21 protein-coding genes are annotated in these 21,355 nt (G+C 70.0%); 13 read left to right on the top strand and 8 right to left on the bottom strand.

The genetic code is table 11. The features are described from left to right. Positions 1–987, top strand: a complete 987-nt coding sequence (gene ccsB / locus AB0N61_RS10625) for a c-type cytochrome biogenesis protein CcsB (protein WP_363363844.1) — start codon at positions 1–3, stop codon at positions 985–987. A 15-nt stretch (positions 988–1,002) separates the two neighbouring features. On the opposite strand, the gene AB0N61_RS10620 is transcribed toward ccsB, so the two are convergent. The 3 genes from AB0N61_RS10620 to AB0N61_RS10610 form a co-directional block, all read right to left on the bottom strand. Next, positions 1,003–1,599 (bottom strand): 2'-5' RNA ligase family protein, encoded by a 597-nt coding sequence (locus AB0N61_RS10620; RefSeq protein WP_363363841.1) that lies wholly within the window; start codon positions 1,597–1,599, stop codon positions 1,003–1,005. A 71-nt stretch (positions 1,600–1,670) separates the two neighbouring features. Next, on the bottom strand, positions 1,671–3,635 hold the full coding sequence (locus tag AB0N61_RS10615) for a YhgE/Pip family protein (RefSeq protein ID WP_363363839.1): 1,965 nt from the start codon (positions 3,633–3,635) through the stop codon (positions 1,671–1,673). Further along, on the bottom strand, positions 3,632–6,433 hold the full coding sequence (locus tag AB0N61_RS10610; protein WP_363363837.1) for an efflux RND transporter permease subunit: 2,802 nt from the start codon (positions 6,431–6,433) through the stop codon (positions 3,632–3,634). Before AB0N61_RS10610 ends, AB0N61_RS10615 begins: the two co-directional genes overlap by 4 nt. A gap of 121 nt (positions 6,434–6,554) precedes the next feature. Here AB0N61_RS10610 and AB0N61_RS10605 point away from each other — a divergent pair, with 121 nt between their 5' ends. After that, positions 6,555–7,178: a TetR/AcrR family transcriptional regulator gene (locus tag AB0N61_RS10605; protein ID WP_167945852.1), complete on the top strand. Its 624-nt coding sequence runs from the start codon at positions 6,555–6,557 to the stop codon at positions 7,176–7,178. A gap of 19 nt (positions 7,179–7,197) precedes the next feature. On the opposite strand, the gene AB0N61_RS10600 is transcribed toward AB0N61_RS10605, so the two are convergent. Beyond that, entirely contained in the window at positions 7,198–8,175 is a 978-nt protein-coding gene (locus AB0N61_RS10600) for an o-succinylbenzoate synthase (protein WP_363363833.1), read from the bottom strand. Between the two features lie 57 nt (positions 8,176–8,232). Then, a complete protein-coding gene (locus AB0N61_RS10595; RefSeq protein WP_363363830.1) occupies positions 8,233–9,252 on the bottom strand; it encodes a GNAT family N-acetyltransferase in 1,020 nt (339 codons plus the stop codon). 78 nt (positions 9,253–9,330) lie between these two features. On the opposite strand from AB0N61_RS10595, the gene AB0N61_RS10590 reads away from it, so the two are divergent. The 11 genes from AB0N61_RS10590 (at position 9,331) to AB0N61_RS10540 (ending at position 19,189) form a co-directional block, all read left to right on the top strand. After that, entirely contained in the window at positions 9,331–9,663 is a 333-nt protein-coding gene (locus AB0N61_RS10590; RefSeq protein ID WP_167945858.1) for a helix-turn-helix transcriptional regulator, read from the top strand. 1 nt (position 9,664) lies between these two features. Further along, positions 9,665–10,624, top strand: a complete 960-nt coding sequence (locus AB0N61_RS10585; protein ID WP_363363828.1) for a permease prefix domain 1-containing protein — start codon at positions 9,665–9,667, stop codon at positions 10,622–10,624. A gap of 40 nt (positions 10,625–10,664) precedes the next feature. Continuing rightward, on the top strand, positions 10,665–11,576 hold the full coding sequence (locus AB0N61_RS10580; protein ID WP_053098880.1) for a 1,4-dihydroxy-2-naphthoyl-CoA synthase: 912 nt from the start codon (positions 10,665–10,667) through the stop codon (positions 11,574–11,576). A 16-nt stretch (positions 11,577–11,592) separates the two neighbouring features. Continuing rightward, positions 11,593–12,753, top strand: a complete 1,161-nt coding sequence (locus AB0N61_RS10575) for an AMP-binding protein (RefSeq protein WP_167945864.1) — start codon at positions 11,593–11,595, stop codon at positions 12,751–12,753. Positions 12,754–12,796: 43 nt separating this feature from the next. Further along, positions 12,797–13,588: a methyltransferase domain-containing protein gene (locus AB0N61_RS10570; protein WP_363363825.1), complete on the top strand. Its 792-nt coding sequence runs from the start codon at positions 12,797–12,799 to the stop codon at positions 13,586–13,588. Positions 13,589–13,651: 63 nt separating this feature from the next. Further along, positions 13,652–14,827: a histidine kinase gene (locus AB0N61_RS10565; protein ID WP_363363822.1), complete on the top strand. Its 1,176-nt coding sequence runs from the start codon at positions 13,652–13,654 to the stop codon at positions 14,825–14,827. After that, positions 14,824–15,459, top strand: coding sequence for a response regulator transcription factor (locus tag AB0N61_RS10560; RefSeq protein ID WP_363363820.1), 636 nt, complete (start codon positions 14,824–14,826; stop codon positions 15,457–15,459). Before AB0N61_RS10565 ends, AB0N61_RS10560 begins: the two co-directional genes overlap by 4 nt. A gap of 94 nt (positions 15,460–15,553) precedes the next feature. Continuing rightward, complete coding sequence (locus AB0N61_RS10555; RefSeq protein WP_363363818.1) at positions 15,554–16,315, top strand: ABC transporter ATP-binding protein; 762 nt, start codon at positions 15,554–15,556, stop codon at positions 16,313–16,315. Then, complete coding sequence (locus AB0N61_RS10550; protein WP_363363816.1) at positions 16,312–17,784, top strand: ABC transporter permease; 1,473 nt, start codon at positions 16,312–16,314, stop codon at positions 17,782–17,784. The genes AB0N61_RS10555 and AB0N61_RS10550 overlap by 4 nt, the downstream gene beginning before the upstream one ends. 81 nt (positions 17,785–17,865) lie before the next feature. Beyond that, entirely contained in the window at positions 17,866–18,525 is a 660-nt protein-coding gene (locus AB0N61_RS10545) for a 2-phosphosulfolactate phosphatase (protein ID WP_363363813.1), read from the top strand. Positions 18,526–18,661: 136 nt separating this feature from the next. Further along, a complete protein-coding gene (locus AB0N61_RS10540; protein ID WP_363363811.1) occupies positions 18,662–19,189 on the top strand; it encodes a DUF3054 domain-containing protein in 528 nt (175 codons plus the stop codon). A gap of 50 nt (positions 19,190–19,239) precedes the next feature. Here AB0N61_RS10540 and AB0N61_RS10535 read toward each other — a convergent pair whose 3' ends face one another. The 3 genes from AB0N61_RS10535 to AB0N61_RS10525 form a co-directional block, all read right to left on the bottom strand. After that, complete coding sequence (locus AB0N61_RS10535) at positions 19,240–19,728, bottom strand: SprT-like domain-containing protein (RefSeq protein WP_363363809.1); 489 nt, start codon at positions 19,726–19,728, stop codon at positions 19,240–19,242. 64 nt (positions 19,729–19,792) lie between these two features. Beyond that, positions 19,793–20,320, bottom strand: a complete 528-nt coding sequence (locus AB0N61_RS10530) for a hypothetical protein (RefSeq protein ID WP_056277172.1) — start codon at positions 20,318–20,320, stop codon at positions 19,793–19,795. Positions 20,321–20,421: 101 nt separating this feature from the next. Beyond that, positions 20,422–21,282 (bottom strand): fused MFS/spermidine synthase, encoded by an 861-nt coding sequence (locus AB0N61_RS10525; RefSeq protein ID WP_363363806.1) that lies wholly within the window; start codon positions 21,280–21,282, stop codon positions 20,422–20,424. Positions 21,283–21,355: the final 73 nt, after the last annotated feature.

Genomic DNA, 21,355 nt, shown 5'->3' with positions numbered 1-21,355 from the left:
ATGTTCGATCTCGAAGTGATCTCGCCGATCCTGCTGTGGACGGCGATCGCGATCTATGCGGCGGCCTTCGTGGCCTACGCCTTCGACCTCGCTCGCCGGTCGCAGCTGTCGGCCGACGCCGCGACCGTGCAGGAGTTCGAACTCGTCGGAGCCGGAACCGGCTCGCGCGGTCGCACCGCGGCGAACGGTGTCGCGGCATCCGGCTCGGATGTCGCGCCGCAGCGGTTCGTGATGGCCCGCATCGGCACCTCGCTGACCGTGCTCGCGTTCATCTTCCATCTCGCCGCCACACTCACCCGCGGTTTGGCGGCGGGTCGAGTGCCGTGGGCCAACCTCTACGAATTCGCGATGATGGGCACGCTGCTGATCGTCGCCGTGTTCCTCGCCGTGCTGACGCGCATCGATCTGCGCTTCCTCGGCACGTTCATCACGGGTCTGGTGGTCGTGCTGCTCGGCCTCTCGGCCACGAACTTCTATGTCGACGTCTCGCCTCTCATGGACCCGCTCAAGAGCGTCTGGCTCGTGATCCACGTCTTCGTGGCCTCGCTCGGCACCGCGTTCTTCGCCCTGGCATTCGCCCTCTCGGTGATCCAGCTGATGCAGTCCCGTCGCGAGCGCCTCATCTCCGAGGGGGCTGAGAAGACCGGACCGGGATTCCTGCGCACCTTCCCCGGGTCCGAGCGCCTCGAGAGCATGGCGTACCGCTTCACGATCATCGGCTTCATCCTGTGGACGTTCACGCTGATCGCCGGCTCGATCTGGGCGTACTACGCCTGGAGCCGCTTCTGGGGCTTCGACGTCAAGGAGACCTGGACGTTCGTCATCTGGGTGCTCTACGCCGGATACATCCACGCACGGGCGACGCGCGGCTGGCGCGGCAATCCGTCGGCATGGCTGGCCATCGTCGGCTTCTCGGCCGTGCTCTTCAACTTCACGATCGTCAACGTCTTCTTCAAGGGTCTGCACGCCTACTCGGGCCTCAGCTGAGCGCCCGGCTGCCACTCACCGGAGCGTGCGCTGACCGAGGGGGATCACCTCGGAGTGCTCGGCGCCGTCCTGGTACCAGACGAACTCGACGTCGCTGACGGTCTCGGAGGGGCGTGAGCTCAGCGAGCGCCGCGACGCGTGCGACAGCTCGGTCCACGCCGCAGGCGCGAGCGTCCGGGCATAGATCACCGACAGGTGGAACGTCCAGTCGTCCGTGCTGCGCTCGTCGAGACGACGGAAGTCGGTTCCCTCGAGGGTGTCGCTGAGCGTCGCGTACGCCGACACGATCGTCGGGGTGCGACTCAGCCGCAGGATGACGACCTGCCACGGTGTGGGGAACACGTCGACGGCCTCGGCGACGACCTCGATCGGACGCTGTGTCGCCGCCCATTCACGGATGAGCGCGAGCACCTCGTCGCGGCGTTCCGGCTCATGGAACGCGCGCAGAGTGACGTGCTCGGTGTGCGGGTGCGGGGCGTCCAGCCGCCCGAGCGCCGACCTCTGCTCCGCCCGGTAGACGTCCGACACGGCCCTCGTGGGGCGCAGCACGAGGTACTGCTGTCCCTCCAAGGAGGCGAGCTGGGCGGGCGAGGTCATGAACGGGCGGCGCATCTCCTGATCGTAGGCGGGTCGCGCGGTATGCGTTGCCCGTCGTCGTCAGGAGCCGTGCTCGGTGAGGCGGATCACGCCGCGGCGAGTGCCGCCTTCACTGAGGTGGTGCGCCGCAGGGCGACCGCGACGGTCGTCGCGATGAGCGACAGCACGCCCCAGACGACGAGGGCTGCGGCCGCGCCGCCGTTCGCGGCGATGAGACCGGCGAACGCGGGAGCGGTCGGCAGCGCTGCGCCCAGATCAGCCAGCCATCCGGGCACGGTCGAGATCAGCCCGGTCGCGATCGCGAGAACTCCGACGAGCGCGCTGAGCCACCGTCCGATTCCCCCGAACACCGCGACGAGCGACTGGTTGACGGCGGCGAAGACGACACCCGCGAGCACGGCGATCCCGGCGAAGGCCCACCAGGTCGCAGCGTCGTAACCGGCGACGATCTGCACGATGAGGGACACCAGCACTCCCTGAGCGGCACCGATCGCGGCGGCCGGGGCGAAGGCGCGCAGGGTGAGTCCGGCCGACGAGCGCCGGGACGTGAGCGTGCGTGCGGTGTACGCCCGCATGACGATGAACGAGGCGAGTGACCCGAACCACAGCACCACGGCGGCGAGCAGCGGGATCGCGGTCGGGCCGAAGATCGTGGCGCCGTCCGCGCCCTTCGACGCCACCGGATCGGCGATCACCGATGCGAGCGACGTCGACTCGGAGTCGCTGAACGAGGGGAGGGAATCGGATGCGGTGCGCAGCCCGCCTGCGAGATCACCCGTTCCCGTGGCGAGGGTGTCGAGACCGGTCGCGAGTTCGCCGGCGCCGGTCGCGAGCTCCGTCGCTCCGTCGGACAGCTGGACGGCCCCGGTCGACAGCGCTCGTGCCCCGCTGGCGGACTGATCGAGGCCCTGCGAGGCCAGCTGGTCGAGACCGTCGGCGAGGCTCGTCGCCCCCGCGCCGGCCTCGGCGAGCTGGGCCGAGAGTGTGGTGAACGCGGCGGGAAGGCTGGCGATCTGCGGTGCGACGGCGGTGAGGTATCCCGACGCGGTTCCGGCCGCCGTCGCGGCATCCGCGGCATTCGCGGCCTCGGCGGCGAGCTGTGCGCACAGTTCGCCCGATACCTGGGGGTCGCAGCTCGCGGCCATGGCGCCGAGCGTCTGGGCGAGGCTCGCCGTCTTCGCGGCGGCATCCGCCGCCGCGCCGGTCCCCGTCTCGACTGCTCCGACGAGCGCGGGCATCTGCCCGGCCTGATTCTGCAGCTCAGTCGCTCCGGTGGTGAGGCCGGTGCCGATCTGACTCGCGCCGCCCGCGGCTTCGCGCGTCTTCGACGCGAGTGTGTCGAGCCCGGATGCCAGCGACGAGGCGCCGTTTCCGAGCTCGGCGGCGCCCGATGCGAGCTGGGTCGCGCCGTCGGGGATCGCCGCGGCACCGGTCGCGGCATCCCGTGCGCCGGTGGCGAGGTCGGCGGCGCCATCCGCGGCCTCGCCGATCTGGTCTCCGATCGTGGTGAACCCGACGAGGACGTTCTCGGTCGTCGCCTCCGAGAGCAGCGTGCCCATGCTCGACGCCGCCACGTTCGCGATCTGGCTCGTGATCAGATCATCGGCGACGAGCCCGTCGTCCGGTGTGGTCACCCGGATCGTCGCCTGCTCGGCATCGCCGCCGCCGTCGGAGATCGCCTGTCCCGCTGAGGTCGCGGCGGCCGAGAACTCCTCCGGAATCGTGATGACGGCCTGATACGAGCCGTCTGCGAGGCCTTCGGCGGCGTCCTCCTCGTTCGAGATCACCCACGTGAGGTTGGAGTCCAGTTCGTCGGACCCCTCGACGAGTCCTGACGCGAGCTGCCGCCCGAGGGGTGCGAGCTGTCCGTCGATCTCCACGGGCTCGTCGAGGTTGACGATCGCGGCGGTCATCGACTCGAGTCGCTCGGTCGGGTTCTGCAGCGCCGCGACCAGGATGCCGCCGACGGCGGCGGGCAGCAGCAGGACGCCGAGGATCGTCAGCCAGGTGATGGGCTTGCGCGAGCGGGCGCGCTCGATGGGGAGGGTCATGCGTTCACCTCGGTCGAATCGATGGAGTCGTCGGCGATGCGTGGCATCGAGGACTCGGGTTGCGGGTGTGCGGCTGGCGAGTCGATGTCGACCACCCGTGCGGCGGTGCGGCGGGCATCGGCCAGGATCTCGAGGGCGACATCGGGATCGACCGCGGTCAGCAGCATCGTGGTCGTGCTGTCGGAATCACGCAGTCGGGCGGCGAGCTGATCGCGCTCCGGGCGCGAGAGCCGATCGACAGCGTCGATCACGACGAGCGAGGGCCTGCCCCGCAGCGCCTCTGCGAGATCTGCGGACAGGCTGTGCGCGTCGGCGGCCAGGACGAATCCGACGTGCGCCCGCACCCACGCGGTTCGTCCGGGGAGGAGGTGGCCGGCGACTCGGAGGCGTCCGTCGTCGGGCGTCGCCCGCCCGCTGATCGTCAGAGCGAGGGCGCGCAGTGCGCCGGCTGACGGCCCGGTGAGCACGGCCGACGCGCCGGGCGCGAGCCGCAGGTGCAGGCCGTCGATACCGGCATCCGTGATCGTGAGATCATCGGCGGCCACGACCGAGTCGTCACCGGGCCACTCGGCCAGATGACGCTCGCGTTCGACCGCTTCTCCTTCGATGTCGACGCTCGGGAGGATCCTCTCCAGCCAGGCCGGGATCTCCCACGCGCGCTCGCCGAGGATGGCCATGAGTGCGGGGATCAGAGTCATCCGCACGAGGAACGCATCGATCGCGATGCCGGCCGCGAGTCCCAGTGCGATCGGCTTGAGCGACGAATCGCCCTCGGGGACGAACGCGACGAACACAGCGAACATGATGAGTCCGGCTGCGGTGACGACCTTCGCGGACCCCGTGAACCCGCTGCGCACGGCGCGGAGCGCGGCGGCCCGGCGGGTCGCCCGGTCGGGGCCCTTGCCGTCGGGATCGTGCACGAAGTCCTCGCGCATCCGAGAGACCAGGAACACCTGGTAGTCCATCGCGAGACCGAACAGCACGCCCATCAGGATGATCGGCATGAAGCTGATGATCGGGCCCACCTTCGCCACGTGCAGCGCGTCGGCGAACCAGCCCCACTCGAACACGGCTCCCACGATGCCGAACGCGGCGACGATCGAGAGCAGGTAGCCGGCGGCGGCGGTGACCGGAACCCACAGCGAGCGGAACACGATCGTGAGCAGGATCAGCGACAGGCCGATGACGAAGACGCCGAACGGGAGCAGGGCGTTGCCCAGCTGATCAGAGATGTCGATCCCGACCGCGGTGAATCCGGTCACCTTGAGGTCGATGCCGAACTCGTCGAGCCACTCGTCGTGGTGCGATCGCAGCTCGCGCACGAGATCGGCCGTCGCGGGGTCGTCCGGCGCCGTCTCGGGGATGATCTGCACGATGCCGGTGTCGGCGGTCTCGTTCGGGGTCGCGAGGGCGACTTCCTTGACGCCGTCGATCTTCGCGACCTCGTTGCCGAGGTCTTCCATCAGGGTCAGAGGATCGGTCGACGTGACGATCGTGCCCGTGAGGATCAGCGGGCCGTTGAAGCCCGGGCCGAACTGCTCTCCGACCAGGTCATAGCTCTGCCGCGCTTCGGAGTCCTTCGGCAGCACGCCCGCGTTGGGCAGCGCGAGGTCCAGGCTGAGGGCGGGCACGGCGACGATGCCGAGGCCGAGAACGACGGCGAGCGACACGAGGACCGGTCGCCTGGTCACGCCGGTCACCCAGCGCTCACTGAAGCGACGTCGCTCGGCGGGGGCGGCCGTGCCCTTCTTCGCCTTCGGCGCACGACGTGGTCGACCGGCCACGCGGCCCTTCAGGAAGCCGAGCAGAGCGGGGGTGAGCGTCACCGCGATGGCGACGGCGACTGCGACGGCGGCGGACGCCGCGATGCCCATGGTGGTCAGGAACGGGATGCCGGCGAAACCCAGCCCGATCAGAGCGATCAGCACGGTCACCCCGGCGAACACCACGGCGGAGCCGGCCGTGCCGACGGCCCGAGCGGTGGACTCCTCCGGGTCGACGCCGTTGCGGACCTGATCCTGATGCCTCGCCACGATGAACAGGGCGTAGTCGATCCCGACGGCGAGTCCGAGCATGAGGGCGAGGAGGGGAGTGGTCGAGGAGACCGTGGCGAAGGCGGTCGCGGCGAAGATGCCAGCCATCGAGATGCCCACCCCGAGCACGGCCGTGAGCAGCGGGAGCCCTGCGACCACGAACGAGCGGAACGTCACGATCAGCACCAGCAGCGCGATCAGCAGTCCGACGGCCTCGGTGAGGGTGACTCCCGGGATGGAGGTGGCGAAGAGCTCACCGCCGAGCGAGGTCTGCGATCCCTCCGGGAGCTCGTCCGCGAGCTCGGCCACGACGGCGCGCAGGTCGTCCTGCGTCGCCTCCGAGACGTCGCTGGCCTGGCCGTCGAACTGCAGGCGGATGATGCCCGCCGTCTCGTCGTCGTTGATCATGCCGCTGACCATCTCGTCGAACGGCGAGGTGGTCGAGAGCACGGAGTCATCGAGGTCGGCGAGCTGATCGACGGCATCCTCGATGTCGGTCCGGTAGGAGTCGTCCGTGATCGAGTCGCCGTCGGCTGCCACCACGATGATCTGCGCGCTGGTTCCGCTGACCGCGGGGAAGGAACGGTTGAGCTGCTCGAGGCCCGCCTGGGACTCGGTTCCCGGGATCGAGAAGGAGTTGTCCGTCCCCGCCCCGAGCGCGAGAGCCCCGGCGCCGGCGATTCCCAGCGCGAGGAGCCAGGAGAGGAGGACGCGCCACGGGTGCCGATAGGACCATCGGCCGAGCGAGGACAGGAGTGTGGACACGAGGCTCCTCAGGGAATACGGGTTGGATACATAAGTGTATCCAATACACACCTGTATCGTAGGGTGGTCCGAGCCCCGGAGTCTGTGTACGGGATGTGAGAATGAGGAGCAGGAGGATTCGATGACGACACCCGCGACCCGCAGCCGCGAGAACACGCGAGCCCGGCTTCTCGACGCCGCAGCCCAGGTCTTCGCCGAGGTCGGACTCGACGGGGCCTCGGTGGAGGCCGTGTGCGACCGCGCCGGATTCACCCGCGGCGCCTTCTATTCGAACTTCGAGTCGAAGGACGAGCTCTTCCTGATGCTCGCGGGCAGCGTCGCCGAGCAGCGCGTCAACGCGGTGCGTGACCGTGTCGACGAGATCGCCGCCGAGGGAGGCCTCTCCGAAGGGTGCGATCCGGTCGAGCTCGTCCAGCGCATCATGGACGCGGGCGGCGACGACCGCCTCGGCGTCATGCTGATGAGCGAGATCCGGATCCGCGCACTGCGCGACCACCCGTTCGGTGCCGCCTATCTCGTGCAGGAGCGCGAGATGGTGTCGAGCATCGCGGTGATCATCACCGACATCGTCTCGGTGAGCTCGCTCGAGCTGAAGGTGCCCGCCGAAGAAGCCGCGCGCATGCTCATGATCATCTGGGAGGGGATGACCGTCCGCGGCGCGATGGCCGGTCAGGACTCCGATCAGCTGCGGCACTCGGGCGGCGAGGAGCTCGGACGACTCGTGCAGCTGCTGCTCGCCGAGTGATCTCGCCGATGCGCGGCTGTCAGCGCGCGTCGAGCACGGCGTAGCACCGGGCGAGACGGTCGAGCCACCAGTCGCGTCGGTCGCTCGACGCGGCGAGCCGTGTCAACGCGTCGGGCTCCGGGGTGACGCGAGCGGCCGGGATCGAGCCGTCGATCGGGCGCAGATCGGCGACGTCATCGAGGAAGAGGGATGCGGTGCCGAGCCCGCAGTCGTAGTCGAGCGCCGGAAGTGCGGCGGCGAGCGCGGCACCCTGCGAGAGTCCGATGGCAGTGTCGAGTGCGCTGGAGACCACGACGGGCAGGCCGGCTGCGGCGGTGATCTGCAGCGCGTGGGTGATGCCGCCGAGCGGCTGCGCCTTGATCACGAGCAGGTCGGCGGCCTTCTCGCGAGCGACCGCGAGCGGGTCGGACGACTTGCGGATGCTCTCGTCGGCGGCCACGGGAATGCCCATGTACTTCACCCGGGTGCGCAGCTCGGCGAGCTCGGGCACGGTGGCACATGGCTGTTCGACGTACTCGAGGTCGAACTCGCCGAGCGCGTGCACGGCGTGCTCCGCCTCGTCGACGTTCCACAGGCCGTTGGCGTCCACGCGGATGCGACCCTCCGGGCCCATGGCCTCCCGCACGGCGCGCACGCGTGCGATGTCGTCTGCGAGCGTCTGTCCGGGTTCTGCGACTTTCACCTTGGCCGTGCGGCAGCCGGCGAAGCGGGTCAGCACCTCGGCGACCTGCGCCGCCTCGACGGCCGGGATCGTGGCGTTGACGCCGATGCGCTCGCGGAGGGGATCGGGCTGCGTCTTCCACGCGAAGTCGATCGCCGCCGCGAGCCATGTGGCCGCCTCGGCGTCGGCGTACTCGACGAACGGAGAGAACTCCGCCCACCCCTCCGGTCCCTCGAACAGCAGGGCCTCTCGGGTATCGACCCCGCGGAAGCGGGTGTGCATCGGAAGCGAGACGACCCTGGCCGAGCCGAGCAGATCTGCGAGCGGTGGGAGCATGTGCTCATTCTGCTGTGTCGGCGCCCTCCGAGGGATCCGCCGTGCCGACGAGACGCCTCAGCGCAGGCGCTTCTGCAGCTCGCCCAGACGCTCGCTCGGGCGGAAGCCGAGCGCCGTGTTGACGGCGAGCATGTGCGCGTTCGACTCGGCGTTGTACGTGTAGACCGCGCGGGTCTGCGGGGCCTCGCGGTGCAGCATCCGCAGATTGGCGACCTTGACCGCGATGCCGAGCCGGCGGCCCCGGTCGGCGGTGCGCACGAGCGTGCCCCACTGATACGCGTTGCCGTCGTCGGTCGACACGACGAGCTGCGAATACGCCGCGGCCCCGCCATCGGGCGCGAGTGCGATCGTGCCGAACGACACGCGCCCCTGCCGGTCGAGCAGCTCCTCGTTCTCACGGATGCTGTCGACATCGGGCCTCTGCGGTTCGATGTCGAGATCGCCGGTGGGGGCTTCGGTCTCGAGCGTGGCATCGAGGATCGTCCATCCCTCGATCACGTCATCGGGGATGCGGCCGACCCAGCTGCGCATCTCGTAGGGCGAGGCGGCCGCCGCGACGTCGGACTCGATGCGCTGCAGCAGCTCGGGGTCGACCGGAAGGTCGAGCCTGCTCTGCACGTCGCCGAGAGCCAGCGAGTACCGATGAGCGCGTGCGAACTCGCGCCCGGGTGATCCTGCGCCCTCCGGACCGAGGGCGTAGGGCCACGACGTCGAAGCCTGCGCGGTCGACCGACCGGATGCCGCGGCTTCGCCTTCGAGGAACGCGAGGGCCTCGGAGCCGATGCCGCGTCGTCGGTGCTGCGGCGGCACGCTGATCGCCAGGTGTGCGACGTGGGTGTTGTCCTTCACGGGGAGCGCGAGGCTCGCAGAGCCGACGATCCGGTCTCCGTACCGCAGCAGGTAGGCGCGCCGATCGACGACGGCTGACTCCTGCTGCAGCTCGGTGCGAGATTCCTCGAGCGACCATACGACGGCATCGGCACCGCGATCCGCGCGTTCGGCGGCGGCGTAGGCATCCCACCACGCGTCCACTGCGCGAGCGTCGAACGCGTCGATGCGGAGGATCTCGATCGCCATGCGACCACCGTATTCTGCTTGCGGCTCACAGCGATGTGTGATTGACAATGGTGTGTGACGCACAGTACTGTGATTCACATGAACGAGACCCTCGACACGCATCTGCAGGAACTGCGCCGCGGCACCGTCGTGCTGGCGTGCCTGCAGCTGCTGCGCACGGCGGGCTACGGCTACGGGCTGCTCGAAGACCTCGAGCGTCGCGGCTTCGCCACCGATGCGAACACGCTCTACCCGCTGCTTCGGCGTCTCGAGAAGCAGGAGTACCTCACGAGCGAGTGGAACACCGACGAGGCGCGGCCGCGCAAGTTCTACCGCACCTCGGACGCCGGCATCCGGCTCGCCGACACCCTGACAGAAGAATGGCGATCGCTCACGACGGCGATCGCCACCCTCACCGCTGAGGAGAATTGACATGACCACGACAGCCACACTCACCGAGCGCTACATCAGCGCCACGATCCGCAGCCTGACGCCGGAGGTGCAGGACGACGTCCGGGCCGAGCTCGGGGCGTCGATCGCCGATGCGGTCGAAGCGCGACTCGAGCAGGGGGAGAGCCCCGAGCAGGCCGAGCGCGCCGTCCTGACCGAGCTCGGCGACCCCGGCATCCTCGCCGCGGGCTACGCGGACCGCCCGCTGCATCTGATCGGGCCGAAGTACTACCTCGTCTGGTGGCGGCTGCTCAAGCTGCTGCTGTGGATCGTGCCGACCTGCGCCTTCGTCGGCGTCATGATCGGCAAGCTCGTCGAGGGCGGCCCGACCGGCGACCTCATCGGCGCGGCGGCGGTCGCGGCCCTCACCTCCATCGTGCACGTGGGGTTCTGGGTGACCCTGGTCTTCGTGATGCTGGAGCGGACGGGCACCGACACCGGGGTGAGGTGGACGGTCGACCAGCTGCCGGAGCCGACGCCGAACGGCACGGGGCTCGCCGACGCCATCGCCTCGATCGTCTTCGTCGTGCTCGCGGCGGGAGCGGTCTTCTGGGATGCCCTGCTCGGCTTCTTCCCGACCGGTGGCGAACCGATCTCCGTCCTGCATCCGGGACTCTGGCCGTGGGGCATCACCGTCCTTCTCGCTCTGCTCGTCGCCGAAGGGGTGCTGGCGGTGGTCGTCTACGCGAAGCGACGGTGGACGCTCGCAGCGGCCGTGGTCAACACGGTGCTGGCCGTGCTCTTCGCCGCCTGGTCGCTCACGCTGCTCATCCGGGGCGAGCTGATCAATCCGGAGTTCGTGAGCTCGGTGTTCACCGACAACGGTGTGACGGGGGAGACCCTGCGGATCGTCGGGGTCGTCGCGGGCTTCTGCCTCGTGGCCTTCCCGATCTGGGACATCGTCGACGGCTGGGTCAAGACGGCGCGCGCTCGCCGCAGCTGAGCGCTGCGTCTGCACCGTACGCGGGAATAGGCTGGATGCCGTGACCAGCGCATTCGTCTCTGACCTGTTCGACCCGGACGAATGGGTGCTCGCGCCCGGCGCCGAGGACTACACCGACATCACGGCCCACGTGAGCACCGACGGCGGGGTCGCCCGCATCGCGTTCAACCGCCCGGAGGTGCGCAACGCCTTCCGCCCGCACACGGTCGACGAGCTCTACCGCGCACTCGACGACGCACGGCAGAACCCCCGCATCGGCGCCGTGCTCCTCACCGGCAACGGGCCGAGCCCGAAAGACGGCGGGTGGGCGTTCTGCTCGGGCGGCGACCAGCGCATCCGCGGCCGCGACGGCTACAAGTACTCCGATGACGAGACGACCGTGCACGACCCCGCGCGTGCCGGCCGCCTGCACATCCTCGAGGTCCAGCGCCTCATCCGCTTCATGCCGAAGGTCGTCATCGCGGTCGTGCCCGGGTGGGCGGCCGGCGGCGGGCACTCGCTGCACGTGGTGTGCGACCTCACGATCGCCTCGGCGGAGGAGGCGCGGTTCAAGCAGACCGATGCCGACGTCGGCAGCTTCGACGCGGGATACGGGTCGGCGTACATGGCGAGGCAGACCGGCCAGAAGTTCGCCCGCGAGGTGTTCTTCCTCGCCGAGGAGTATTCCGCGCAGCGGGCCTACGAGGCCGGCGCGGTCAACAGGGTCGTGCCCCACGCAGACCTCGAGCGCGAGGCGCTGAAGATGGCGCGCACCGTGCTCACCAAATCGCCCACCGCGATCCGCATGCTGAAGTTCGCCTTCAACGCGGTGGACGACGGACTCGTCGGGCAGCAGGTGTTCGCGGGCGAGGCCACGCGCCTCGCCTACGGCACCGACGAAGCGGTCGAGGGCCGCGACTCGTTCCTCGAGAAGCGGGACGCCGACTGGACCTCGTTCCCCTGGCACTACTGAGCGGATCGAGACGGACATGGTCGCGCTGACGCCGACGGACGCCGAGGATCCGGCCGCACTGCGCGAGGCCCTGGCGCGAGCGCTCGACGGCGGACCGGCGCTCGGTTTCGGGATGCTCGGCGAGGCGCCGAAATGGGTACCCGACGGCACGGCCGTCGTGATCGCCACCTCGGGCTCGAGCGGCGTGCCCAAGCGCGTCGCATTGAGCGGCGAGGCACTGAGGGCGAGCGCAGAAGCCACGGCGACGCGGGTGGGCGGAGGGCGCTGGCTGCTCGCGCTGCCGGCCGGATACGTCGCCGGACTCCAGGTGGTCGTCAGATCGCTGATCGCGGGCACGCACCCCGTCGCGCTGGGCGGTCGGTTTTCGCCCGAGTCCTTCGCCGACGCGACGCTGTCGATGCTGCGTCCGGCGCCCGGCGGCTCCGCGGACATCCCTGAGCTCTACACCTCGCTCGTGCCCGCGCAGCTGTCGACGCTGCTCGATGCCGCGGAGGACCGACCTGTGCGCGCTGCGCTCCAGGCGTATCGAGCCATTCTCGTGGGAGGCCAGGCGCTGCCCGAACCGCTGCGCGACCGCGCTGCCGATCTCGGCATCCGGCTGGTCCGCACCTACGGGTCCACCGAGACGAGCGGCGGATGCGTCTACGACGGCGTCCCCCTCGACACCGTCGCCGTGCGCGCGGTCGACGGAGAACTGCGCATCGCCGGGCCCATGCTCGCCGACGGATATCTCGGCGACGGGGAGCTCACGGCGAAGAACTTCTCGCGCGACGAACACGGCATCCGCTGGTATCACACCGGTGATCTCGGGCTCTTCGACGACGGTGTCGTGCGGGTGCACGGTCGAGCCGACAACGTGATCGTCTCCGGCGGCATCAACATCTCGCTCGATCGCGTCGAGCGGGTGGTGCGCAGCGTTCCGGGGCTCACCGATGCCGTGGTCGTCGGCGTGCCGGACGAGCGATGGGGCGAGGCCTCGGTCATCGTCGCGCCGAGAGGCGAGGCGCTGCGGCGCAGCGAGGCGGAGCAGCTCGCACACGCGAGGGATCTCGTGGCGGAGGAGCTGGGAAGGCACGCGAGGCCGTCTCGGCTGATCATGGTCGACGAGCTCGCCGTGCTGACATCGGGAAAGCCGGACCGCGAGTCGATCAGGCGGGCCGTGACGGAGCTGCACTGACGGCGGATTCTCGGCGCGCGGCAGAGCACTGCCACACTGGATCATGGCCACCTACACGCACGGGCATCACGAGACCGTTCTCCGCTCGCACAGCAGCCGCGACATCTCCAACTCCGCGGAGTACCTCCGCCCGCACTTGACCGAGACCACCAGGCTTCTCGACGTCGGAGCAGGGCCCGGCAGCATCACGGTCGACTTCGCCGGCATCGTCGCACATGTGACCGCGACCGAGATCGACGAGGACGCCCTCTCGCTGTCGCGGGGTCTGGCATCGAGCAGGGGATTGCACAACCTCGACTTCGCGGTCGAAGACGTGCACGCGCTGAGCTTCGCGGACGACAGCTTCGACATCGTGCACGCGCATCAGGTGCTGCAGCATGTCGGCGACCCCGTGCAGGCGCTCCGCGAGATGCGCAGGGTGACGGTGCCGGGTGGCGTGGTGGGCGTGCGCGATGCCGACTACGCGGGCTTCCTCTGGTTCCCGATGCTTCCCGAGCTCGACAGATGGCTCGACCTCTACCGGCGAGCCGCGCGGGCCAACGGCGGAGAGCCTGACGCCGGGCGGCGTCTGCTCGCCTGGGCGAGGGCAGCCGGGTTCGAGGACGTGACGGCGACGACATCGACCTGGACCTACGCGACCCCCGAGGATCGCGCGTGGTGGGGCGGCATGTGGGCCGACCGCATCCTCGAGTCCGCTCTCGCCCGACAGCTGGTCGACAGCGAGATGGCCACACGGGGTGACCTGCAGCAGATCAGCGACGCGTGGATGCGCTGGGCTGACGACGGTGACGGCTGGTACCTCGTGCCGCACGGCGAGATCATCGCCAGAGCCTGACCGCACGACGGATACATCTGCAGGCGGATGCGGGGCGGATGCCGTGCCGCGTAGCGTGGGGGAGTGATCCGCCCGCTCTCCCGTACGGCGCTCGTGCTCGACATCGTCGGGGCGGCGCTGCTCTTCGTCATCCTCACACCGTTCTCCGTCGTGTTCTACGGGCCAGGGGCGGTCGGCGAGGGGATCAACGGTGCGTCGGTCGCGGCGATCGTGACCGCGGGCGTCCTGATGTTCGGCGGAGTCGCGATCGGCAGGCTCGCTCCCGGCTTCGCGCTCGCCGCGGCCTGGGCGGGGGCGATCGTGCAGATGCTGTCCGGATTCGGGCCGCTGCCGATCGACGTCGCGATCCTGCTCGTGCTCTACGCGACTGCCGCCTGGGGATCCCGCGCGGTGCTGTGGTGGGGCTTCGGCTCGGCGCTGCTCGGTGCCGTGGTCGCGGCGGTCTATCTGGTGGTCGTCACCGGCGTCACCTCGGGCGCCAGCGGGTGGGACCAGCTCACGACAGGCACGCTGCTCCTGGTGGTCTCGGTGCTCGCCCTCGGATTCGCGTGGGTCTGCGGTCTGCTGTGGAGGGTGGTGCTGCGCGCTCGGAGCACTCGTTCGGCTCAGCTGAAGGCGGAGTCCCTCGCTGCGGAGGAGCAGGAGCGGGTGCGGATCGCCCGCGACATGCACGACATCGTCGCGCATTCACTCGCTGTGGTGATCGCTCAGGCCGATGGCGCCCGGTACGCGGCCGCCGCGAAGCCCGAGATGGCCACCGAGGCTCTCGGGACCATCGCCCAGACGGCTCGCGGCGCACTGAGCGACGTGCGTCTGCTGCTCACCCAGCTGCGCCACCGACAGGGCGATGGCCCTCAGCCGACGCTCGCCGATCTCGAGGCGCTGTTCGCGCAGGTGCGCCAGGCGGGCGTCGAGCCCCGCATCACCGTCGATCCGATGCCGCCGGGCGAGCCGCCGGGGGCCATCCAGCTCGCGGTGTACCGGATCCTGCAGGAGGCGCTCACGAACGCCATCCGTCACGGCGACGGTGCGGTCGACGTGCATCTCGCGTGGCTCGCCGACCGTGTCGAGATCCAGGTGCGCAACGGCGTGGGTCGGGAGCAGCCGCAGATCGGCGGCGGTCACGGGGTGATCGGCATGCGCGAACGGGCACAGCTCGTCGGCGGCAGCCTGCATGCGGAGCGTCAGGGCCCGCAGTTCGTCGTGAGAGCCTCGCTCCCGATCGGAGAAGTCGCATGATCAGGGTCGTCCTCGTCGATGATCAGGCGCTGTTCCGCGCCGGAGTCCGCATGCTGCTCGCCTCGCAGCCAGACCTCGACGTCGTCGGAGAAGCAGGCGACGGCAGAGAGGCCATCGGGCTCGTGCACGCGACCCGACCCGACGTGGTGCTCATGGACATCAGGATGCCGGTCATGGACGGGCTCGCCGCGACAGCCGAGATCCTCGCTCAACCCGATCCGCCGCGCATCGTCATGCTCACGACCTTCGATCTCGACGAGGCGGCCGCTCGAGCGATCCGCCAGGGGGCGAGCGGATTCCTCCTCAAGGACGCCGATCCCGAGTTCCTCCTCGCCGCGATCCGCACCGTGCACGCCGGCTCGAGCGTCATCGCCGCCTCCGCGACCCGCGAGCTGTTCGAGCACTTCGCCGAGGAGCCGAAGCCGGTGCCCGTGCAGTTCTCGACGCTGACGGAGCGTGAGCGCGAGATCTTCGCGCTCGCCGCGCGCGGACTCTCGAACTCCGAGATCGCCGCTCGCGAATACCTCAGCGAGGCGACCGTGAAGACCCACATCAGCCGCATCCTGACGAAGCTCACACTGCGCGATCGTGTGCAGCTGGTGGTCTTCGCGTTCGAGCACGGGCTCGCCTGACCCGACGCCTGATCGCGGGATCATCCTTGCGATGTAGGCGGATGCGCCATCAGGCCGACGCGGACGGGCTGTCGCCCTCCGTAGCGTCGAAGGCATGGAGATCACGACCACCGACCTCGGGCTCGCAGCCCGCGTCCAGCACCTCACGAAGACCTACGGCGCCGGAGAGGGCACCGTCCGCGCGCTGGACGACGTCAGCGTCGGCATCCGGCGCGGACAGTTCACCGCTATCATGGGGCCGTCAGGTTCGGGCAAGTCCACGCTCATGCACATCATGGCCGGCCTCGACACCCCGACGCAGGGGCGGAGCTGGATCGGCGACACCGAGATCACCGGGCTCGGGGACCTCGACCTCACGATCCTTCGCCGTCGCCGGGTCGGATTCATCTTCCAGGCGTTCAACCTCGTGCCGACGCTCACCGCGCTCGGCAACATCATGCTGCCGTTCGAGCTCGACGGGCGGCGACCCAGCGCCATCGAGAAGGCACGCATCGACGGACTGATCCAGACGCTCGGGCTCGGATCCCGACTGCAGCACCGACCGCATCAGCTGTCGGGCGGTCAGCAGCAGCGCGTCGCCATCGCCCGTGCACTCGCCACGTCGCCCGACCTCGTGTTCGCCGACGAGCCGACCGGCAACCTCGATTCCCGCACCGGGCGCGAGGTGCTGCAGCTGCTGGCCACCGCGAGCCGCGAGCACGGGCAGTCCATCGCGATGGTCACGCACGACGCGATCGCGGCGAGCCACGCCGACCGTGTGCTGTTTCTCGGAGACGGCCGGATCGTCGCCGACCACCCGCGCCAGAGCGCCGAGGAGATCTCGGCCTACATGCTCGCCGCCGAGGTCGCGGCATGAGCGCCGTCATGGAGTCGCCGACTCTCGCCGTCGTCGCGCAGACGTCCGCGACCGGTCCGCGCCTCGCGTGGTTGCGCGACCGGGGCATGGGCGCCAGCATCCTGGTCGCAGCCCTCTCGGCGGCCTTCGGAGTCGTGCTCGTCGAGACCACGGCCTACCTCGGAGCGGTGCTGCAGGCCGATCCCTTCATCGGCGACAGCGAGACCCTCGCTTTCGTCGTCGGGCTGCTCTCGGTGCTGCTCACGGGCGTCGCGATGTACGTCGCCGCGATCGTCACCGCCAACACGTTCTCGACGATCATCGCGGGGCGTACGCGCCAGATCGCCCTGATGCGGCTCATCGGCGCGACGGCGAGGGCGCAGCGGGCCGAGGTGGGCAGGCAGGGATTCGTGGTCGGGATGATCGGCGCGACGCTCGGGCTTCTCGCCGGCCTCGCGATCTCCGCCGTCGGTGTGCAGGTCGGCTCCGCACTCATCGAGAACGTGCCGCAGGGGTTCTCCCTCGCCCAGCCGTTCGTCGCCGTGCCCGCCATCGGCGTCGCCCTCACGACGTGGGCTGCGGCATGGGTCGGGTCCAGGCGCGTCCTCACCGTGACGCCGCTGCAGGCGATCGCGGGTTCGGTCGAACGCAACCACGAGGAGCTGTCCCGCCCGGGGCGCCACATCGGTGCATGGGTGCTGGTGGGTGCCGGCACCGTCCTGCTGGCGGCCGGGGTCGTCGTCGGACTCGTGCATCCGCTCGGGGTGGTCGTCGCCTTCGTCGGCGGGCTGCTCTCGTTCACCGGTCTCGCGCTCGGCTCGGTGCTGTTCATGCCTCCGGTGCTGCGGCTCGTGGGGCGCATGTTCGGATCGGGTGCCACCGCGCGCCTCGCGGCCGAGAACGCGCTGCGCTATCCCGAGCGCTCGTCGCGCATGGCGATCGGCGTCGTGATGGGGGTCACGCTCGTCACGATGTTCGCCGTCGCGCTCGAATCGGTCAAGCAGATGCTGATCACCCAGGTCGACGGCGAGACGCCCGCGGAGTTCTTCACGCCGTTCGACGCCTTCGCGTCGGTGATGATGGTGCTGGTCGCCGTGTCGGCGGTGATCGCCGCGGTCGGCCTGGTCAACCTTCTGACCATCGGCGTCGTGCAGCGTCGTCGCGAGCTCGGGCTCCTCCGGTCGATCGGGCTCTCCAACCGACAGGTGCGCCGGATGGTGCTGCTCGAGGCAGCGCACATCACCGTGGCCGCCACGCTGACCGGGCTGATCCTGGGAATGACGTATGGGTGGATCGCGGCGCAGTCGCTGCTCGGCTCTGTCCCGACCCTGCCCGACTTCGAGCCGGCCGGCCTCGTCGCGCCGCACGTGCCCTGGCTGCCCGTGCTCATCATCGTCGCGGCGACCGCAGCGCTGACCCTGGTGGCGGCAGCGACGCCCACCCGGCTCGCCACCCGGGTGGCTCCGGTCGACGCACTCGCCGCCGACTGACGCCGCGGCAGGTCAGGCGCCCCGATGACCGAATGGGTCATCGGGGCTTCGCCGCGTGGGCAGGCGTCCTAGGCTGGACGGATGCCTTCTCCGTTCGACCAGTCCACGTATCAGGTGCGCCTCGAGTGGGGCGTCGACGGGCTCGCGCGCCTCGCACCGGCGGACGTCGTCGTGGTGGTCGATGTGCTCCGCTTCTCGTCGACCGTGGCCGACGCCGTCGCATCCGGATCCGAGGTCTCGCTCGACGACGCACGCGAGTGGTCTCGCAACGGCGCTGCTGTCGCCGACGCCGCGGGGCACGATGCCGTCGTGCTGCTCGGAAGTCTCCGCAACGCGGCGGCAGTGGCGCGCGCGATCGCGACGGTGCAGGAACGACGCCAGTCGCGCACATCGGTGAGCGTGATCGCCGCGGGAGAAGCCGACGATGCGGGCACTGCGCGCTTCGCGGTCGAAGACCATCTGGGAGCCGGCGCCGTCGTCGCGGCGCTGACCGATCTCGGCATCGACCACACAGCGCCGGATGCTGCCGTGGCCGCCGAGGGATTCCGCGCGCTGAAGAGGGCGCTGCGTCACATGATCAGCGCGAGCGGTTCGGCACGCGAGCTCGCTGACCGGGTCGCCGCGACCGAGCGGATGCAGGCATCCGGGGTCGTGCCGACGACTGTGTCGCACGCCGCCGAGCTCGACGCCCTGGACAGCGTTCCGGTGCTGCGCGACGGGCTCTTCGTCGCCTTCGCCTGAGCGGTCGTCGCCGCCCGCGGCGACGAGGCGACCCTGCGGCGTGCCTGAGCGCACTGTCGATGTCGGCCCTCGACGTGCTCGGCAACAAGCCGTGCGCCCATCACGGGAATCGAGATCCGCGACGTAGGGTCGTGGCATGAGGTACGTCCCCGCTTTCATCGTCGACGCCGTCCTGGTGCTGGTCTTCGCCATGGTCGGCCGCGCGTCGCACGGCGAGAGCGTCGCCGGGTTCCTGCTCACGGCCTGGCCGTTCCTCGTCGCCCTGCTGGTGGGTCACGTCGTGGCAGCGCTTCTGCCGGCGAGACCCCGACGTCCGTGGTCGCTGGCCTGGGGCGCCGTCGTCTGGCTCGTCACGGTCGTCGGCGGGCTGATTCTGCGCGTCGTGGCGGGCGATACCGCCCAGATCGCGTTCATCATCGTCACGACCCTCGTGCTCGGTGTGTTCCTCGTCGGATGGCGAGCCGTGGCAGCACTCCTGCGTCGGCGCGCGGGACGCGCGAGCGCCGTCGGCGTGACGCCCGAGCGGGCTCATGATCAGCGGGATGACGATGCTCCCGTCGACCAGGATGCGCACGACGAAACGCCCGACGACGGTGCCATCGCCACGGATCGACCGCCGACAGAGCCCGAGGCCGACCCGGAAACGGGTGCTCACCCGCGCTGACCGTCGTCGGAGCCGGCCCCAGTGGTGGGGTCGATCGTGCCGTGAGCGGGTCAGCGCGACATCTGAGCGGCGAGCCTCGTGTCGGCCGTGATCTCGCGTCGCGTCCAGTCGAAGAGGTAGCGCGCGTCGTACGAGCGCGAGCACCGTGCGCACGACGTCGCGCGTGACGGACGCCGGTGCCGGTAGGTGATGTGGCCCGCGGGGCACTGGCCCACCCACGGTGCGAGCTCGACCGCCGTCTCGCCATGGTGGGTGGTCCCGCCGACGTAGCCGAGGTCTCGCGCCACGCGCTTCCAGGTCGCGCCATGGGCTGCTTCGTGGCCCGCGAGGGCATGAGCCACCTCGTGCAGGAGCACCTGATGGATCTCGTCGTCCTCGAACCGCGCAGCCAGATAGCGAGACACGGTGATGCGCTTCTTCGTGTAGTCGCACTGCCCCGCCCGCCGCTTCGCGTGATCGAAGCCGAACGACCAGCTGTCGTCGAGGTGCAGCGCGATCAGTGCTTCGCCCCAGACGCGCACCCGGTCAAGTTCCGCCATGCGATCAGGCTAAGCCATACCGCCGACATCGCCCCGCAGCGGGGCACCGGGAGGTGGGTGGTCGTCAGCCGGCGACGAGCTGCGTCGTGCGGCGCCGCTCTGCTGCCTCGATGGCGAGCAGCACCGTCTCGAGCTCTCGGTCCTCGGCTCCGGCCTCACGACGCAGGAAGAGCGACTGCTTGAAGCTCTCGCGGGCCGTCTCGTAGTCCCCGGCTTCGTACGCGTTCCTGCCGTGGTGGTGATGCGCGAAAGCGGCGATCGACAGCCAGCGCTGGCCCTCGGCCTCAGCGGCGCAGGTCGCGAGCTCCTGCTCGGCGGCGGCGTGGGCTCCGCGGTGCTGCAGGATCGTCGCGTGCAGCACCCTCGAGCGAAGGACGTCCTTGCGTGTGCCCGCCATGCGCGACTGGCGCACGGCCTCGTCGGCCAGGGGGAGCGCTTCGTCCAGACGGTCGAGGACCTTCAGCAGCCAGACCCGCTCCAGCAGCGCCGGAAGGCTCCGCTGGCTCTCGATCTCCTCCAGCCGTGCGGCGCATTCACCGAGGTCGACCAGTTCGCGAAGGCTCTCCGGGTCGTATCCCTGGATGAAACTCATTGCTCTCCTTCCGCAGCGTCCCCCGTCAAGTGTGCCTCGCGTCGGCGCTGTCGTCGGGGCGGCACGCCCCAGGTCCGCGCATCCGATCTCCGTCGAGGTGGTCAGCGCAGGAACAGCGAGGCGTCGGGACGAGGGGAGGCCACAGCATCCGCATCCGTGACCACGCGTGCCCCCTGCACGAAGGCGGTCACCTCGGCGCCCTGCGCGATCTTCGCCGGATGCGGCCCCGCGGCCAGCATCCGGGGCAGCCATTCGGTCGGCAGGGGAGCGGCCGATGCGGCGATCACGAGATTGCCGAATCTGCGCCCCTTGAGCACCTGGGTGTCGGCGAGGACGCCGATCTCCGGCAGGACCTCGGCGATGGTCGCGACCTGACGGCGGGCGAACGCGAGGCCGGGGCCGTCTGCGACGTTCACGAGCAGCAGGCCCCCGGGGGTGAGCAGCTCGGCGAGCTCGCGGTAGAACTCGATGCTGGTGAGATGGGCGGGCGTCTGAGCCCCGGAGTACACGTCGGACACCACCAGATCGCAGCTGCCGACGATGGCCGCAGGAAGGCGGCGGACGCCCTCGCGGGCGTCTCCGATCCGAAGGCGGATCGACGCGCCTCTCGGCAGCGGAAGGTGCTCGCGCACGAGCGTGGCCAGCGGCGCCTCGAGCTCGATCACCTGCTGCCGTGAGCCGGGCCGGGTCGCCTCGATGTAGCGCGGAATCGTCAGGGCGCCGGCTCCGAGGTGCACCGCGGTGAGAGGGCCGGGTGCGAGCTGGTCGATCACCGCGCCCATGCGCACGATGTACTCGAAGTGCAGGTGCGTGGGGTCGTCGAGGTCGACGTGCGACTGCGGGGTGTCGTCGACGATGAGCTCGAATCCGCTCGTGAACTCCGACGGCACGATGCGAGCGACGCCTCCGTGGTCGAGACGGACCTGCGGGTGCTCGGTGTCCTTCGCTCGATTCCTGCCCATCCTTCGAGCGTACGCGTTCACTCCGTCGCGTCGGCGGACGCGTGTTCGGTCCGGACGGTGCGAGGATTGACGG

Origin of the sequence: Microbacterium sp. NPDC089320, assembly GCF_040684875.1 — a bacterium.
In the GTDB taxonomy this organism is placed as follows: Bacteria; Actinomycetota; Actinomycetes; order Actinomycetales; family Microbacteriaceae; genus Microbacterium.
The sequence above is the reverse complement of the archived record's forward strand: the minus strand, read 5'-3'. Positions and strand labels throughout refer to the sequence as shown.

Bases quoted from the DNA above. Each gene is read 5' to 3' on its own strand.
- ccsB (WP_363363844.1), top strand. From the start codon at position 1: ATGTTCGATCTCGAAGTGATCTCGCCGATCCTGCTGTGGACGGCGATC.
- AB0N61_RS10620 (WP_363363841.1), bottom strand. From the start codon at position 1,599: ATGCGCCGCCCGTTCATGACCTCGCCCGCCCAGCTCGCCTCCTTGGAG.
- AB0N61_RS10615 (WP_363363839.1), bottom strand. From the start codon at position 3,635: ATGACCCTCCCCATCGAGCGCGCCCGCTCGCGCAAGCCCATCACCTGG.
- AB0N61_RS10605 (WP_167945852.1), top strand. From the start codon at position 6,555: ATGACGACACCCGCGACCCGCAGCCGCGAGAACACGCGAGCCCGGCTT.
- AB0N61_RS10600 (WP_363363833.1), bottom strand. From the start codon at position 8,175: ATGCTCCCACCGCTCGCAGATCTGCTCGGCTCGGCCAGGGTCGTCTCG.
- AB0N61_RS10595 (WP_363363830.1), bottom strand. From the start codon at position 9,252: ATGGCGATCGAGATCCTCCGCATCGACGCGTTCGACGCTCGCGCAGTG.
- AB0N61_RS10590 (WP_167945858.1), top strand. From the start codon at position 9,331: ATGAACGAGACCCTCGACACGCATCTGCAGGAACTGCGCCGCGGCACC.
- AB0N61_RS10585 (WP_363363828.1), top strand. From the start codon at position 9,665: ATGACCACGACAGCCACACTCACCGAGCGCTACATCAGCGCCACGATC.
- AB0N61_RS10575 (WP_167945864.1), top strand. From the start codon at position 11,593: ATGGTCGCGCTGACGCCGACGGACGCCGAGGATCCGGCCGCACTGCGC.
- AB0N61_RS10570 (WP_363363825.1), top strand. From the start codon at position 12,797: ATGGCCACCTACACGCACGGGCATCACGAGACCGTTCTCCGCTCGCAC.
- AB0N61_RS10560 (WP_363363820.1), top strand. From the start codon at position 14,824: ATGATCAGGGTCGTCCTCGTCGATGATCAGGCGCTGTTCCGCGCCGGA.
- AB0N61_RS10555 (WP_363363818.1), top strand. From the start codon at position 15,554: ATGGAGATCACGACCACCGACCTCGGGCTCGCAGCCCGCGTCCAGCAC.
- AB0N61_RS10550 (WP_363363816.1), top strand. From the start codon at position 16,312: ATGAGCGCCGTCATGGAGTCGCCGACTCTCGCCGTCGTCGCGCAGACG.
- AB0N61_RS10545 (WP_363363813.1), top strand. From the start codon at position 17,866: ATGCCTTCTCCGTTCGACCAGTCCACGTATCAGGTGCGCCTCGAGTGG.
- AB0N61_RS10540 (WP_363363811.1), top strand. From the start codon at position 18,662: ATGAGGTACGTCCCCGCTTTCATCGTCGACGCCGTCCTGGTGCTGGTC.
- AB0N61_RS10535 (WP_363363809.1), bottom strand. From the start codon at position 19,728: ATGGCGGAACTTGACCGGGTGCGCGTCTGGGGCGAAGCACTGATCGCG.
- AB0N61_RS10530 (WP_056277172.1), bottom strand. From the start codon at position 20,320: ATGAGTTTCATCCAGGGATACGACCCGGAGAGCCTTCGCGAACTGGTC.
- AB0N61_RS10525 (WP_363363806.1), bottom strand. From the start codon at position 21,282: ATGGGCAGGAATCGAGCGAAGGACACCGAGCACCCGCAGGTCCGTCTC.